The 15,312-nt window shown below is 69.5% G+C and carries 12 protein-coding genes; 6 read left to right on the top strand and 6 right to left on the bottom strand.

The window, feature by feature from the left end:
• Positions 1-17 precede the first annotated feature (17 nt).
• Together ACFQ7C_RS18070 and ACFQ7C_RS18065 are read right to left on the bottom strand one after the other, a co-directional pair.
• On the bottom strand, positions 18-2,231 hold the full coding sequence (locus ACFQ7C_RS18070; RefSeq protein WP_378904484.1) for an ATP-dependent Clp protease ATP-binding subunit: 2,214 nt from the start codon (positions 2,229-2,231) through the stop codon (positions 18-20).
• A 94-nt stretch (positions 2,232-2,325) separates the two neighbouring features.
• The gene (locus ACFQ7C_RS18065) at positions 2,326-3,990 is read right to left on the bottom strand and encodes a SulP family inorganic anion transporter (protein WP_378904481.1); all 1,665 of its coding nucleotides are present in this window, start codon (positions 3,988-3,990) and stop codon (positions 2,326-2,328) included.
• Positions 3,991-4,198: 208 nt separating this feature from the next.
• On the opposite strand from ACFQ7C_RS18065, the gene ACFQ7C_RS18060 reads away from it, so the two are divergent.
• Complete coding sequence (locus tag ACFQ7C_RS18060; RefSeq protein ID WP_378904478.1) at positions 4,199-4,609, top strand: hypothetical protein; 411 nt, start codon at positions 4,199-4,201, stop codon at positions 4,607-4,609.
• Between the two features lie 27 nt (positions 4,610-4,636).
• On the opposite strand, the gene ACFQ7C_RS18055 is transcribed toward ACFQ7C_RS18060, so the two are convergent.
• The 3 genes from ACFQ7C_RS18055 to ACFQ7C_RS18045 form a co-directional block, all read right to left on the bottom strand.
• On the bottom strand, positions 4,637-5,677 hold the full coding sequence (locus tag ACFQ7C_RS18055) for a GlxA family transcriptional regulator (RefSeq protein WP_378904475.1): 1,041 nt from the start codon (positions 5,675-5,677) through the stop codon (positions 4,637-4,639).
• A gap of 302 nt (positions 5,678-5,979) precedes the next feature.
• Positions 5,980-7,245, bottom strand: a complete 1,266-nt coding sequence (locus ACFQ7C_RS18050) for a glycosyltransferase (protein WP_378904472.1) — start codon at positions 7,243-7,245, stop codon at positions 5,980-5,982.
• A 6-nt stretch (positions 7,246-7,251) separates the two neighbouring features.
• Positions 7,252-8,469: a glycosyltransferase gene (locus tag ACFQ7C_RS18045; RefSeq protein WP_378904469.1), complete on the bottom strand. Its 1,218-nt coding sequence runs from the start codon at positions 8,467-8,469 to the stop codon at positions 7,252-7,254.
• Positions 8,470-8,598: 129 nt separating this feature from the next.
• On the opposite strand from ACFQ7C_RS18045, the gene ACFQ7C_RS18040 reads away from it, so the two are divergent.
• From ACFQ7C_RS18040 to ACFQ7C_RS18025, 4 genes are all read left to right on the top strand, one after another.
• Complete coding sequence (locus ACFQ7C_RS18040) at positions 8,599-9,240, top strand: hypothetical protein (RefSeq protein ID WP_378904466.1); 642 nt, start codon at positions 8,599-8,601, stop codon at positions 9,238-9,240.
• A gap of 13 nt (positions 9,241-9,253) precedes the next feature.
• Positions 9,254-10,093 carry an LLM class F420-dependent oxidoreductase gene (locus ACFQ7C_RS18035; RefSeq protein WP_378904463.1) on the top strand — a complete coding sequence of 280 codons (840 nt, stop codon included), beginning with the start codon at positions 9,254-9,256 and terminating at the stop codon, positions 10,091-10,093.
• A gap of 61 nt (positions 10,094-10,154) precedes the next feature.
• Positions 10,155-10,826 carry a GAP family protein gene (locus ACFQ7C_RS18030; protein WP_378904460.1) on the top strand — a complete coding sequence of 224 codons (672 nt, stop codon included), beginning with the start codon at positions 10,155-10,157 and terminating at the stop codon, positions 10,824-10,826.
• A gap of 91 nt (positions 10,827-10,917) precedes the next feature.
• Entirely contained in the window at positions 10,918-11,832 is a 915-nt protein-coding gene (locus ACFQ7C_RS18025) for a formylglycine-generating enzyme family protein (protein ID WP_378904457.1), read from the top strand.
• Between the two features lie 53 nt (positions 11,833-11,885).
• Here ACFQ7C_RS18025 and ACFQ7C_RS18020 read toward each other — a convergent pair whose 3' ends face one another.
• Positions 11,886-12,821 (bottom strand): HAD family hydrolase, encoded by a 936-nt coding sequence (locus tag ACFQ7C_RS18020; protein WP_378904454.1) that lies wholly within the window; start codon positions 12,819-12,821, stop codon positions 11,886-11,888.
• Positions 12,822-12,947: 126 nt separating this feature from the next.
• Between ACFQ7C_RS18020 and ACFQ7C_RS18015 the strand changes: the two genes are divergently transcribed.
• Positions 12,948-15,290, top strand: a complete 2,343-nt coding sequence (locus ACFQ7C_RS18015; RefSeq protein WP_378904451.1) for an arylsulfatase — start codon at positions 12,948-12,950, stop codon at positions 15,288-15,290.
• The last annotated feature ends 22 nt before the right edge of the window (positions 15,291-15,312 follow it).

Genomic DNA, 15,312 nt, shown 5'->3' with positions numbered 1-15,312 from the left:
CGGCGCCCCTTCCGGCGTCAGTCGTCGAGGAGCTCAGCCTCGATCACGTCGTCGTCCTCGGCCGCCGGCTCGGGTGCCGCGGGGCCGTCGCTCGTGAGCACGAGCTGCGAGCCGTCGGCCGCGACGTCGACCCGCACGACGTCGCCGTCGCGGACGCCGCCCGAGAGCAGCGCCATCGCGAGGCGGTCCTGGATCTCGGACTGGATGAGCCGGCGCAGCGGCCGCGCGCCGAACACGGGGTCGTAGCCGCGCTCGGCGAGCCAGGCGCGGGCGTCCGGGGTCACGGCGAGGGTGAGGCGGCGGTCCTTGAGGCGGCGCTGCAGCGCGTCGACGGCGAGCTCGACGATCTGCGCGAGGTCGTCCTCGCTGAGCGCCGCGAACATCACGATGTCGTCGAGGCGGTTGAGGAACTCCGGCTTGAACGCCTGGCGCACGATCGCCATCACGGCGTCCCGCTTCTGCTCGGTCGACAGGGTCGGGTCGATGAGGATCGGCGAGCCCAGGTTCGACGTGAGGATCAGGATCACGTTCGTGAAGTCGACCGTGCGGCCCTGGCCGTCGGTGAGGCGTCCGTCGTCCATGACCTGCAGCAGCACGTCGAACACCTCGGGGTGTGCCTTCTCGACCTCGTCGAGCAGGACCACCGAGTACGGGCGTCGACGCACGGCCTCGGTGAGCTGGCCACCCTGCTCGTACCCGATGTATCCCGGAGGGGCGCCCACCAGGCGCGAGACCGAGTGCTTCTCGCCGTACTCCGACATGTCGATGCGCACCATGGCGTGCTCGTCGTCGAAGAGGAACTCGGCGAGCGCCTTGGCGAGCTCGGTCTTGCCGACACCGGTCGGGCCGAGGAAGAGGAAGGAACCCGTCGGGCGACCCGGGTCGCTGATGCCCGCACGAGAGCGGCGCACAGCATCCGATACCGCCTTCACGGCCTCCTTCTGCCCGATCAGCCGCTTGCCGAGCTCAGCCTCGAGGTGCAGCAGCTTCTCGGTCTCGCCCTGCAGCAGCCGGCCGACGGGGATGCCCGTCCAGGCGGCGATGACGGCCGCGATGTCCTCGTCGGTCACCTGCTCGTTGACCATGCGCTCTTCGGTGGACGCGGCCTCGGCCTGCTCGGCCTGCGCGATCTCCACCTCGAGGCGCTTGATCGTCTCGTATTCGAGCTTCGACGCGCGCGTGTAGTCCGCCTCGCGCAGGGCGCGGTCGCGGTCGATGATCGCCTGGTCGAGCTGCTTCTTGAGCTCGCCGACGCGGTTCAGACCCGCGCGCTCGCGCTGCCAGCGCTGCTCGAGAACCTGGAGCTCGGACTCCGCCTCGCCCATGTGCTCGCGCAGGACGGTGAGCCGCTCCTTCGATGCGGCGTCCTTCTCCTTCTTGAGCGCGAGCTCCTCGAGCCGCATGCGGTCGAGCTGTCGACGCAGCTGATCGATCTCGAGCGGGCTCGAGTCGATCTCCATCTTGAGCCGGCTCATCGCCTCGTCGATCAGGTCGATGGCCTTGTCGGGCAGCTGGCGGCTGGGGATGTAGCGATTGGAGAGGGATGCTGCCGCCACGAGCGCGCCGTCGTTGATGGTCACGCCGTGGTGGGCCTCGTACCGGCCCTTGAGTCCGCGCAGGATCGCGACGGTGTCCTCGACGCTGGGCTCGCCGACGTAGACCTGCTGGAAGCGACGCTCGAGCGCAGCATCCTTCTCGATGAACTCGCGGTACTCGTTGAGCGTGGTCGCGCCGATGAGGCGGAGCTCGCCGCGCGCGAGCATGGGCTTGAGCATGTTGGATGCCGCCACCGACCCCTCGCCGCCTCCGGCGCCCATGAGCACGTGCAGCTCGTCGATGAACGTGATGATGCGCCCGTCGGACTCGGTGATCTCCTTGAGGACGCTCTTGAGCCGCTCCTCGAACTGGCCGCGGTACATCGCACCGGCGACGAGGGCGGAGATGTCGAGGGTGACGAGCTCCTTGTTCTTGAGCGACTCGGCGACGTCGCCCGCGACGATGCGCTGGGCGAGGCCCTCGACGACGGCGGTCTTGCCGACGCCGGGCTCGCCGATGAGGACGGGGTTGTTCTTGGTGCGGCGCGTCAGCACCTGGCTGACGCGGCGGATCTCGCTGTCCCGCCCGATGACGGGGTCGAGCTTGCCCTGGCGGGCACGGTCGGTGAGGTTGATCCCGAACTGCTCGAGGGCGCTCTGCGCGTCCTCCTGTCCGGGCTGTTGCGTGGCGTTCATGTGTCTCCTGAAATCTGTGGATCTCAACTCTTCGTCAAAGTTGAGTCGTCGTGGCTCAAGTTTATCAGCGGTCCGCTCGACGAGCAACGCGACGCTAGCGCTCGACCTCCACGCGGGCGTCGGCATAGGCGCGCCGCAGAGCCTCGCCGACCCACTCGGTGCCGCGGTACACGTTCTCGACGCCGATGTCGGCGGTGAGCCCGCCGGCCTCGAGCTGGGAGATGACGCGATCCTCGGTCGCGACGATCTTGAGCGTCGAGTCGGCGTCGCGCAGCTCGGCCGCGAACCGGCGCAGCACCTCGACGTGCGAGAGACCGATCTCATCGGTGCCACGCAGGCGCACGATGACGACCGACCCGCTCGATTCGCGGCTGACCTCGGGCAGCTGGCGGTCGAACACCGGCGCGCTGGCGAAGAAGAGGCTGCCGTACGGCTGCAGCACCAGCACCTCCCCCGGCGGGACCACCGCCGGCGGATCGACCTCCCGCATGCGCCCGTCGTCGGCGATCACGACGGCCCGCACGCGCACGCGGTTGGACTGCTCGGCGACGTAGAGGATGATGCCGAGCCCGACGCCCACCAGCACGGCGAACTGCAGCGGGATGATCAGGGTGAGGCCGAACGTGACGGCCATGATCGTCGTCGGCAGCAGGCCGGACTTGATGACGGAGTAGACGCGACTGGGCTTGATGGCACGCCACCCCACGACGATGAGAAGCCCCGCGAGCGCGGGCATCGCCACGAACGCGACGACGTCGGCGGCGACGAAGACCACGACCGCCATGACCGCGCCGGCGACGAAGAGCGAGAGGCGCGTCTTCGCGCCCGCCTGGACGATCAGCGAGGACCCCGACATCGACCCGCCGACCGGCATGCCCTGGAACAGCCCCGACACGACGTTGCCGAGGCCCTGCCCCATGAAGTCGCGGTTCGCGTCGGCGCGCTTCCCGTCGGCGGTCGGGATGCCGGCCGACACGGCGGCACCCTGCACGAGGCCGATGAAGGTCAGCGACAGAGCGGGGATGAGCAGCGTCGGCACGTCGGAGATGCTGGGCAGCACCGGCGCCGGCAGACCCCGGGGCACGTCCACGATGTCGCGCAGCAGCACGACGGAGTTCGGCACCCACAGGTTCAGCAGCACCGCGCACGCCGAGCCCACCACGACGGCGATGACGAGCCCCATGCTCCCCACCCGGGTCGGGAGGAGAACCACGATGATGAGGACCGCGATGGTGCCGACGACGAGGGACGGGATGTTCCACTGCCCGACGTGGACGAGCACATCGATGGTCTTCAGCAGACGGTTGGCACCCTGCGCCTGGTAGCCGGTGAAGTTCGACAGCTGGCCGAGGATGATGTTGACCCCGATCGCGGTGACGAATCCCGTCATGACCGGCGTGGGCACGAAGCTGATCAGGCGCCCGCCGCGCAGGAGGCCGGCGATCACCATGATGATGCCCGTGAGGATCGCCAGCGTGAAGAGTCCGCGATCGGGATCGGGGAGCGTGTCGAGCCCCGCGTCCGAGACGACGAGCGCCATCGCGCTCGTCGCCTGCACAGCCATGAACGCGCTGCTGGTGAGCACCGCCGCCCCCACCATGCCGAAGAGGTACCCGTAGAGTCCCGCGAGCGGATTGACCCCGGCCAGCAGCCCGGCGGCGAGGCCGTCGGGCACCGCCTCGACGCCGAGGATCACTCCCGCGACCGCGTCTTTGCGCAGCGTCTTGCGCGAGAACCACGTCCGCGGATCGAGCCCCATGGCCCCACGGTAGCGAAGGCCCGTGCGCCGTCGCCGGGTCTCTTTCCGACACAGGCGGCCATGCGGCGAAATTCTCGGGGAATGCGACGCCCACCCTCTTCCCAGCGTTCTCCCAGGTTCACTAATGTGACGCCTGGCGGCACGAATGCCGCCCGGGCTCACCCGCCCGACGCTGAAGGCCTTCGGGCCGACATGAAGGGACCTCGCCATGACCAACTCCGACGTCAACACCTCCGGCTGGGCCGGCTGGGGCGTCTTCGCCGCCGTCGTCCTCATCGTCGGTGGCACCATCGACGCATTCCACGGCCTCCAGGCCCTGATCGGGCCCGACACGGCCTACTTCCTCGGACAGGAAGCGCTCTTCTCGATCGACATCCAGAGCTGGGGCTGGTGGCACCTGATCGTCGGCGCCCTGCTGATCCTCGTGGGCGTGTTCCTGCTCCTGGGCGCGAAGTGGGCCCGTGTCACCGCGATCGTGCTGGTCGCGATCAACGCGATCGGCCAGCTGTCGCTCATCTCGGTGCAGCCGTGGCTGTCGCTCGCGCTGCTCGCTATCGACGTCGTCGTGATCTACGCGCTCACCGTGCACGGCCGCGAGATCGACGCCAAGAAGGCCTGACCCCCTCGTAGGGGACGAACCGGTCCCCTACGCGACGGACACGAGAACGGATGCCTCGGCCCCCGCTTCGGCGGAGGCCGGGGCATCCGTCATTCCCGTGTCGTCGCACGCCTCGTCGAGGTGGCACGCGAAGCGCGACCGGTACGCCGTGGGAGTGATGCCCAGCACGCGGGCGAAGTTCTGGCGCAGCACCGCCGCCGACCCGAACCCGCTCTCGTACGCGATGCGATCGAGTCCGAGGTCGGTCTTCTCGAGCAGGCGCTGGGCGTGGATGATCCTCTGCCGCGCGAGCCACGCGGCAGGCGTCGCACCGAAGTCGGCCTTGAAGCGGCGCGCGAAGGTGCGCGGCGACATGTGCGCCTTCGTCGCGAGCTGGTCGACCGTGAGATCCAGGCGAAGGTTGTCGAGCATCCAGTCGGTGACGGGTGCGAGAGACAGCGACGTCGTCGCGGGGAGCGGGTTCGCGATGAACTGGGCCTGGCCGCCGTCGCGCTGCGGCGGCACGACCATGCGGCGGGCGATGATGTTGGTCAGCTCGGCGCCGAGCTCCTGGCGCAGCAGGTGCAGGCACGCGTCGAGGCCGGCCGCGGTGCCGGCGCTCGTGATGATGCGGCCGTCCTGCACGTAGAGGACGTCCGGGTCGACGTCGATCGACGGGTACATCTCCTTCATCTTCTGCGCGTACATCCAGTGCGTCGTCGCGCGGCGGCCGTCCAGCACGCCTGACGCGGCGACGACGAACGAGCCGCTGCACACGCTCAGCACCCACGCGTCGCGGGCGACAGCGGCGCGGATGACGTCGAGCACGCGGTCGTCGACCCTGCCCCAGTACTGGTGCGGAACCGGCGACACGACGACGAGGTCGGCCTCGTACGCGAAGGAGAGGTCGGCATCCACATTGATCGAGAAGCCCATCTTGGACTGGACGACGCCGGGGTCGGGCGTGACCACCCGGAAGTCGAAGTTCGGGATGCCGTCGTCGGAGCGATCGAGGCCGAACGCCTCGCATGCGACCCCGAACTCGAACGGCGCGAACCCGTCCGTGACGATGCAGGCCACCGTTTTCATGCGAACCTCCGCGACTGGCAGTTTTCGTGCGATGTGTGTCCATTCTGCCACTCGTGGCAGTCGCACCGCAAGCGTAGCGTTTCTGCCATGTTCATGGTGATTCTTCTCGCAGCCCTCTCCGCGGTGGCCCTCGCCTCGACGATCGCCGCCCTCCGCAACGACGGTTACCACCGTCTCCCCACCGACCGCACCCGCCTCCCCTGACTCGGCCCCCGACCGGCAGCCGATCCAGGAACGCGAAAGGGTGGGTTTCCGCACAACCACACGTGCGGAGATCCACCCTTTCGCGATTCCGTGCCAGGTCAGGCGGTGACGCGGTCGTAGACCTCGACCATCGCCGCGGTGCGCGACGACTGCCGGAATCGCTCGCGGATGGTCGGGTCGGGCACGGGGGGCGTTCCGGCGGAGATATCGGATGCTGCGACCCGCAGCGCGTCCGCGAGCGCGGCCACCGACGGGTCCGCGGTGACGCCGTCCCCCACGGCCCAGTGACCCGCGCCGAGTTCGGCCGCAAGGTCGGGGTCGCTGACCACCGACGGGGTTCCGAGCGAGGCCGCTTCGAAGATCGTCATGCCCTGCGTCTCGAAGCCGATCGAAGTCTGCACGACGGCGTCGGCCGCCGCGATGCGCCGCAGGGTCTGGGCGTACGGCATCCGTCCCGCGAAGACAACGCTCGCGCGAGGCCGGAGCTTCTCGACGAGACGCCGCGCTGCGCGCAGCTGACCGCCGCCGCCGATGAGCTCGACCTCCGCGTCGATGCCCGACGCCGCGACCGCCTCGAGGAAGGGCAGCAGGCGCTTCTCGGGGCTCATGCGGCCCAGCCAGACGAACCGGGGCGGCCCGGGAGCCCGCTGCGCGGGCGACGTCGGCAGCACCTCGTCGAGCGCATCATCGTCGATCCCGTTCCAGATCACGTCGACCGCAGGCTCCGGCCGAGCGGGCGATCCGCCGTCGCTCGGCACGCGGCCGGCGCCGGGGACGACGCCGTGCTCCTCCAGACGTCGGGCGAAGTGCGCCGAGGGAGCCGTGACCGCGTCAGCGCGGGCGGCGAAGCGCCGCAGGAACTCCCACCCGTCGCGGCCGGACGTCTTCGACTCGAACCATCGCCCGAGCGCGCGGCGCTGCCACGCGTTCAGCACCCGCAGCACCGTCTTCGGGAACGGCGTGGTCGCCTCGATCCCGACGTCGAGCCGGTTGTGCATCGTATGGACGATCGGGATGCCGTGCCGCTGGGCGTACCGGACGCCGATGAACGCACCCCAGAAGTCGCCCTGGATGTGCACGACGTCGACCGGCGGGCGGCTCGCCATCGCAGCATCCAACCATCGATCCGTGCGCCGTCCGGGCCACGTCATCGAGTACTCGCGGTCCACCGTGATCGGGACCGACGGCAGGTCGACGTAGGCGGGGTCGGGCGCCCCACGCCGCGCGCGGGGGCCGTGCATCGCGGGCGCGACCATCGTGACGGTGTGGCCGGCCTTCTCGAGGAAGCGGCGCTGCAGCCGCATCGAGACCTGCGCCCCGCCGAGCGACTCGGCGTGCTGGTCGCCGAACATCACGACGTGCACTGCGGTCTACTCCGGCAGCGGCTCGTCGCGGTACAGCGCCTCGAACGTGTCGAGCGTGCGCTTCATGTCGTGGACCTTGACGCCGTCGAGCGAGGCATGCTGCATCCGGGCGCGCTCCTCGGGCTCCTGCGTGAGCACCGTCGTGAGCTTGGCGGCGAGGTCGTCGACGTCGCCGGGCCGGAAGAGGTACCCGTTCTCGCCGTCGTGCACCAGGTGCGGCAGGGCCACCGCGTCTGCGGCGACGATCGGAAGGCCCGACGCCATCGCCTCCATCGTCGCGATGGACTGCAGCTCGGCGATCGACGCGATCACGAACAGGCTCGCATCGGTCAGCAGCGACCGCAGCTCCTCGTCGGTCGTGTGGCCGTGGAAGTGGACGCGGTCCCCGAGGCCCAGCTCGGAGACGAGCTGCTCGAGGTTGCGGCGCTGATCCCCCGAGCCCACGATGTCGAAGCGCACGTCGAGCGCCGGGTCGAGCGTCGCGATCGCGCGGAGCACGACGTCGATCTGCTTCTCGGTCGTGAGGCGGCCGACGAACACCAGCCGGTGCGCGTCGCGGGGCGTGAGGTCGGCCGTGTAGTTCGAGGCGTCGATGCCGCAGCTGACGGGGATGACGTCCTGGATGTCGACGGTGCGCTCCAGGAATTCGGCGGCCTTGCGGGTCGGGGTCGTGACCGCGCGCGTCATCTTGAAGGTGCGCTCGGCGTCTTCCCACGCGAGCTTGACCGCGTACCGGGTCAACGGCGCCGGGAGCACCGTGAAGTCGAGCACGTTCTCCGCCATGACGTGGTTGGTCGCGACGACCGGGATGCCGCGCTTGCGCGCCTCGCGCGTGAGGCCGCGCCCGATCACGATGTGGGACTGGATGTGCACCACGTCGGGCTGCACCTCGTCGAGCACGCGGCGCGCGTAGTACTTCGAGCGGAACGGCAGGACGAACGTGAGCCAGTCATGCGGATACCAGCGCCACGACGGCAGCCGGTGCATCGTCATCCGCTGACCCTCGATGACCTCGGTGAAGGTGCCGTGCTCGCGGTGCGTCTTGCTGGGCGCCATCACGTGCACGTCGTGGCCGCGCGCGACCATGCCGGCGGCGAGGCGCTCGGCGAAGCGGGCGGCGCCGTTCACGTGCGGGAGGAACGTGTCGGCGCCGTAGAGGATCTTGAGTGCGCGAGGACTCGCGGCGTCGGCGGGGGTGTCGTCGGGCGTCGCAGGATCGGTCACGGGGTTTTGGGCCTGTCTGTGCGGCGGGGACGCGCGGCGGCGGCTGGTCGCCACGCGCCCTCCACCCTACCCGAGCGGTTTCCGGGGCCTCCCCAGGAACGCGCCGGTCGCGGCACGTACCCTGGTCGCATGCCCCGACTGCAGGCCGACGCCGACCCGAACCTCTGGGTGCCCGTGACCGAGTCGCTCGGCTTCCGCGGGCGCCGTCACCGGAAGACGGCGATACGGATGCTGCTCAACCAGGCCGGCGGCATGATGATCGGTCCGGCGGGCGCCGTGCCGATCGAGTCGGCCGCCGGCGCGACCGGGCAGCCACGCCCCGGGAACGGCTTCGCCGCCTGGGCGATGAGCCAGGCCGCGCCCTTCCTGATGCGCAAGGCCGCGGGCCGCGTGCTGGTGTGGGTGTGGAAGGCCGATGCCGAACTCGTCGTCGTGATGGCGCAGGTGCAGCAGGCCACCAACGACCTCCGCGCCGCCCGCGCGATGATGCCGATGGAGTACGACGACACCGAGTCGTTCCGCAACCCCTACCTCGGCGTCGGGGAGAAGCTCGAGATGGCGCTGCCGTCCGACACCCGCACCCCGCCGTTCGCCACCTACACGTGGGACACCGGCACGCACTTCGTCACGGTGACCGCGGTCTGCTCCGACCGCGAGCGCTTCGGCACCGTGATCGGCAGCGTCGACGACCTCGCCCGCACCCTCCGCGTCGTGGACGACCTCACCGTCGGCGAGTCGCCCGAGGTGCTCCGCATCGAGCCGAAGAGCTGAGAGACTCCCCGATGTGACCGAGTCGAGGCATCCGGCGTCCCATCGTCCCCTGCGGATCGGCGTGCAGCTCGCGCCGCAGCACGCGTCGTACGCGGCGTACCGGGACGCGGTGCTGCGCGCGGAGGACCTCGGCGTCGACGCGATCTTCAACTGGGACCACTTCTTCCCGCTCACCGAGCCGTTCGAGGCCGAGCACTTCGAGGCGTGGACGGTCCTGGCAGCGCTGGCCGAGCAGACCGAGCGCGTCGAGTTCGGTCCGCTCGTCAACTGCAGCTCGTACCGCAACCCCGACCTGCAGGCCGACATGGCGCGCACCGTCGATCACATCAGCGCACGCGCGACCGGCACGGGCCGGCTCATCTTCGGCACGGGCTCAGGCTGGGCGCAGCCCGACTACGACGCGTACGGCTACGAGTTCGGCACCGTCGGCTCGCGCCTCGACGATCTCGCCGAGGACCTGCCCCGTGTGCGCGCCCGCTGGGACCGCCTGAACCCCGCACCCACGCGGCGGATCCCGATCCTCATCGGCGGCCAGGGCGAGCGCAAGACGCTGCGGCTCGTCGCACAGCACGCCGACATCTGGCACACCTTCACGCGGCTCGACGACCTCGACCGGAAGATCGGCGTGCTGCACGAGTGGTGCGCACGCGAAGGTCGCGACCCGGCCGACATCGAGCTGTCGACCGGCTACACCGTTCGCGGATTCGGCCCGCTGCTGGAGGGCACGGATGCCGCATCCCGCCTGTACGACCTCGGCTTCCGCCTGATCGTCCCGGCGATCGACGGGCCCGACTACGACCTCGCGCCCGTGAGGGCGCTCCTGGAGTGGCGCGACCGGATCAACGGCGTCTGAGGGCCGTCGGCCGATACGGTAGGCCACGCCGCTGTCGCTCGACACCCTCAGGAGGACGCCCATGGGCGCCGTCATCGGAGAGATCCTTCCCCTCGCCCTCGGCGTGGCGATCAGCCCGATCCCGATCATCGCGGCGATCCTCATGCTCCTGTCGCCGAAGGCGCGGGTGACGAGCGTGGGGTTCCTCCTCGGCTGGGTGCTCGGCATCGTCGTCGCCGTGACCGTGTTCACGCTGCTGTCGTCGATCCTCCCCGGGCAGGACGAGGATGCCTCGAAGCCGATCCAGGGCGTGATCCAGCTCGTGCTGGGGGCGCTGCTGATCCTGCTCGCGCTGCGTCAGTGGCGCGGGCGGCCGAAGGCGGGCGAGGAGCCCGCGATGCCGAAGTGGATGCAGGCGATCGACAAGGTCACGTTCCCGGTCGCGCTCGGGCTCGGCTTCCTGCTGTCGGCCGTCAACCCGAAGAACCTCCTCCTCGCGGCGGCGGCCGGCGTCGACATCGGGTCGGCGGTCCTCGAGATCGGGGAGATCGTGCTCGTGATCGCGATCTTCACGGTGATCGCAGCATCCACCGTCCTGGTTCCGGTGGTGGGATACCTCATCGCCGCCGACAAGCTCCGCGACCCCCTCGACGCCCTGCGGGTGTGGCTGTCGAGGGAGAACGCCGTCATCATGGCCGTGCTGCTGCTCGTCATCGGCGTCTCGCTCATCGGCAAGGGCATCGGCTCGTTCTGACCCTCACCTGTCTGCTCACCTGTCACGATGTGTCGGGCCGGGCGGCACATCGTGACAGGTGAGCGATGAAGCGCCGGGCTACGGTGGAGCGGTGACTGCGGCGGCCCACGACCAGGTGCTCCTCGACGGCGGCGTGTTCCGCATGGGCTCCGACGAGTTCTACCCCGACGAGCAGCCCGTGCACGAGCGCGAGGTCGCGCCGTTCCGCATCGACCGGTACGCGGTCACCAACGCGCAGTACGCCGCGTTCGTCGACGACACCGGCTACGTCACCGTCGCCGAGCGCGAGCTCGACGCTGCGGCCTTCCCGGGCGCCGATCCCGCCGACCTGGTGCCGGGCGCGATGGTGTTCACCCCCACACCGGGTCCGGTCGACCTGCGCGATTGGCGCAACTGGTGGCGATGGCAGCCGGGCGCGTTCTGGCGCAAGCCCTTCGGGCCGGAGTCGTCGATCGACGAGCGGCTGCAGCATCCGGTCGTCCACGTCGCCTTCGAGGACGCGACCGCGTATGCCGAGTGGGCGGGGCTGCGCCTGCCCACCGAGGCCGAGCACGAGTTCGCCGCTCGCGGCGGGTTCGAAGGCAAGCGGTTCGCGTGGGGCGATGAGCCCTACCCGGGCGGCGCGGCGCAGGCGAACTCATGGCTCGGGCGGTTCCCGTACGACAACCAGGGCGTCGGGGATGCCGCGCCGGTCGGCTCGTACGAGCCCAACGGCTACGGGCTGTACGACATGACCGGCAACGTGTGGGAGTGGACGACCGACTACTACACGCCGCGCCACCTGCGGCTGTCGGACAAGCCCGTCGACGCCGGCAAGCGCGCGAACCTGCTCGCCGCGGCGAGCGCACAGGACGGGTTCCCCTCGATCCCGCGCCGCGTGCTCAAGGGCGGCTCGCACCTGTGCTCGCCCGACTACTGCCTGCGCTTCCGCCCCGCGGCGCGCTCCCCCCAGGCGGAGGACACCGGCATGTCGCACATCGGCTTCCGCTGCGCCGCCGACGCCTGACCTGCGGTCGTCGAGCGAGCGAAGCGCGACGAAACGCCCTCGGCCCGGCGCGCTCAGTCCGCCGGCGGGAAGACCCGTGACCAGTCGTCGCGGACGCTCACGACGGTGAAGCCGTGGACGGATGCTGCCGCCAGCGCCTTCTCGGCACCCTTGTCGTAGGGGGCATCACCCCGGCCGGTGTCGTCGTCGTGGTGGATCAGCACGCTGAGGCTGCGCGGACTGCCCTGCGCGAACCGGAGCATCGGGATGTCGCCGTTCGAGTTGCCGACGGCGAGGATCGGGCGCCGGCCGACCCGCATCCAGATGCGCACGGGCTTCTCGGGGCCGTCGTCGAAGAACGCGAGCTTCGCGGTGTACCGCACCACGTTGTCGTCGGCGTCGTATTCGAGTCCCATGCCCGTGCCGACGACGCGCTCGGCGGGGATGCCGTAGTAGTCCTGGGTCATCGGCCGCATGAAGTCGCGGTCGCCGCCCGACACGATGTACGCAGTGAACCCGTTCGCCTCGAGGTAGCGGATCAGCTCGACCATCGGCTGGTAGACGGTGTGCGCGTAGGAGCTCCCGAGCGAGAGGTGGCGGGCGTCGCGGTAGAACGCGGCGACGGATGCCTCGTACTCCTCCACGCTCGCCCCCGCGCTCGATCCCGACACGGCCTCGATGAGCGCGCCGAGGTCGGAGTCGTCGCCGGCGTAGTGCTTGTCGACCGCCTCTCCGAGCCACGTGAAATCGCCCGAGGCCGCAGCCGTGTAGGGCTGCCGGTCGGTGAGGGACGGGTCGGCCGCGGCCTGCGCCTTCCACTGCTGCAGCAGGTAGTGCAGCTGCGTCGGCATCGGCTTCTCGGTCCAGAGTGTGCCGTCGTTGTCGAACACCGCGACGCGGGCGTCCGGCGGGACGAAGTCGGGGCCGCCCTCGGCGGTCACGGCGGAGACGAACTCCACGATCGCGGCACGGGTCGCCGTGTCGCGCCACGAGGGCAGCGGCTCGCTCATGGTCGCGACTCTAGCGCGGTGGTGAGTCGACCCTTTCGCGGGACACGGAGTCTCAATAGGGTCCATAGTGAGGGGCCTCGTCGGGTCCCTTCTGCGTTGTGACCGGTGTGAAGAACGGAGAACCCTGTGCCTCGGGAATTCCAGGGAAAGATCGAACTCGACGTCCGCGACTCGGTGGCCGACTGGGACGCGTTCCTGCCGACCAAGGCGCCGAAGGACGCGCCCAACGTGCTGGTCGTGCTGTACGACGACACGGGCATGGCGGCGTGGTCGCCGTACGGCGGCCGGATCAACATGCCGACCATGGACCGGCTTGCCGAGAACGGCCTGACCTACTCGCAGTGGCACACCACCGCCCTGTGCTCCCCCACGCGCTCCACCTTCCTCACGGGCCGCAACCACCACCTCAACGGCTTCGCGACGATCTCCGAGTCGTCGACCGGCTTCCCCGGCTACAACTCGCACATCCCCCCGTCGAATGCGACCATGGCGAATGTCCTGCGGGATGCGGGGTGGTCGACGTTCTGGGTCGGCAAGAACCACAACGTGCCGATCGACGAGTGGACAGCGGGCGCCTCGAAGAAGAACTGGCCACTCGCCCAGGGCTACGACCGCTTCTACGGTTTCATCGGCGGCGAGACGAACAACTGGTTCCCGTCGCTCGCCGAGGACAACCACTACATCGACCAGCCCTACCTGCCGGAGCAGGGCTACCACCTGTCCAAGGATCTCGCGGACCAGGCGCTCAAGATGATCCGCGACGTGAAGCAGACCGAGCCCGACAAGCCCTGGTACCTGTGGTTCTGCCCCGGTGCCAACCACGCGCCGCACCACGCCCCGCAGGAGTACATCGACAAGTACAAAGGAAAGTTCGACGACGGGTACGAGGCGTACCGCGAATGGGTGCTCCCGCGGATGGTCGAGCGAGGCATCCTTCCGGCCGACACCTCCCTGACCGAACTCAACCCGCTGCCCGACGGAACCTTCAGCGACGCCGACGAGGTGCTCCCGTGGGACACGCTGTCGGACGAGCAGAAGGCGATGTTCAGCCGCATGGCCGAAGTCTTCGCCGGCTTCAGCGAATACACCGACGCGCAGGTCGGCCGGATCGTCGACTACCTCGAGGAGTCGGGTCAGCTCGACAACACGCTCATCATCTACTGCGCCGACAACGGCGCCTCGGGAGAGGGCAGCGCCAACGGTTCGGTCAACGAGGGCAAGGTCTTCGGCGGCTATCCGGACAGCCTCGAAGACAATCTGCGCCTGGTCGACAAGCTCGGCTCGCCCGACACCTACAACCACTACCCGACCGGGTGGGCGGCGGCGTTCTCGACTCCGTACAAGATGTTCAAGCGCTACGTCTACCAGGGAGGCGTGTGCGACCCCCTGGTGATCCACTGGCCGGCCGGGTTCACCGCGAAGGGAGAGGTGCGCCACCAGTATCACCACTCCACCGACATCGTGCCGACGATCCTTGAGGCGTGCGGCGTGGCCTTCCCCGACACGTACAACGGCGTCGATCAAGCGCCGCTGTCGGGCGTATCCATGAAGTACTCCTTCGATGCGGCGCCGGACGCGCCGACGCAGAAGCAGACGCAGTACTACGAGATGCTCGGCAACCGGGGAATCTGGCACCAGGGATGGAAGGCCGTGACAGTGCACGGCCCTATGGCCGGCCGCAGCCGCTTCGACGACGACGAGTGGGAGCTCTACCACACCGACGTCGACCGGGCCGAGGCGCACAACCTCGCCGCCGAGCACCCCGACAGGGTCGATGAGCTCAAGGCGCTCTGGCTCGAGGAGGCGAAGGCCAACAACGTGCTGCCGCTGAACGATCTGCAGATCATCGGCAACCCGAAGGACTTCGAGACGTTCGTCGCGATGGAGTTCCACCAACCCGCTCCGCCGTCGGGGCAGTTCGTCTACTACCCCGGCACGAGCGAGATCCCCGAGCGGTCGGCGGCCAACGTGCACGGCGGCTCGTACAAGATCCTCGCCGAGGTCGAGTTCACGCCCGACACGCAGGGCGTGATCTTCGCGCACGGCTCGCGCTTCGGCGGCCATGCGCTCGTGGTGAAGGACGGCGAGGTGCACTACGTCTACAACTTCCTCGGTATTCCGCCGGAGGACCGCGTCTCGGCGCCGGTCCCGACCTCGGGCAGGCACATCATCGGCATCGAGTTCGTCAAGGAGGGCACCGGCGACTACCGCGAGCCCAAGGGACCGGTGAAGCTCTACATCGACGACGAGCAGGTCGGTGAGAAGCAGATCCGCACGGTGCTCGGTCACTTCTCGCTGTGCGGCGAGGGCCTCACGATCGGCCGCGACAGCGCCGACCCGGTGTCGTCGCTGTACGGCTACGGCTTCGACTTCACCGGCGGCGAGATCTCCAAGATCGTGTTCGACATCGGCGACGACGTGTACCTCGACCTCGAGGCGCACCTCGCCGCCGCCTACGCGCGCGACTGACCGGGTCGACGAGAGGACGGAT

The sequence above is a fragment of the Microbacterium sp. NPDC056569 genome, assembly GCF_042793475.1.
Lineage (GTDB): Bacteria > Actinomycetota > Actinomycetes > Actinomycetales > Microbacteriaceae > Microbacterium.
Note: the sequence above shows the minus strand (reverse complement) of the source record. Positions and strands in the feature narration are given on the sequence as shown.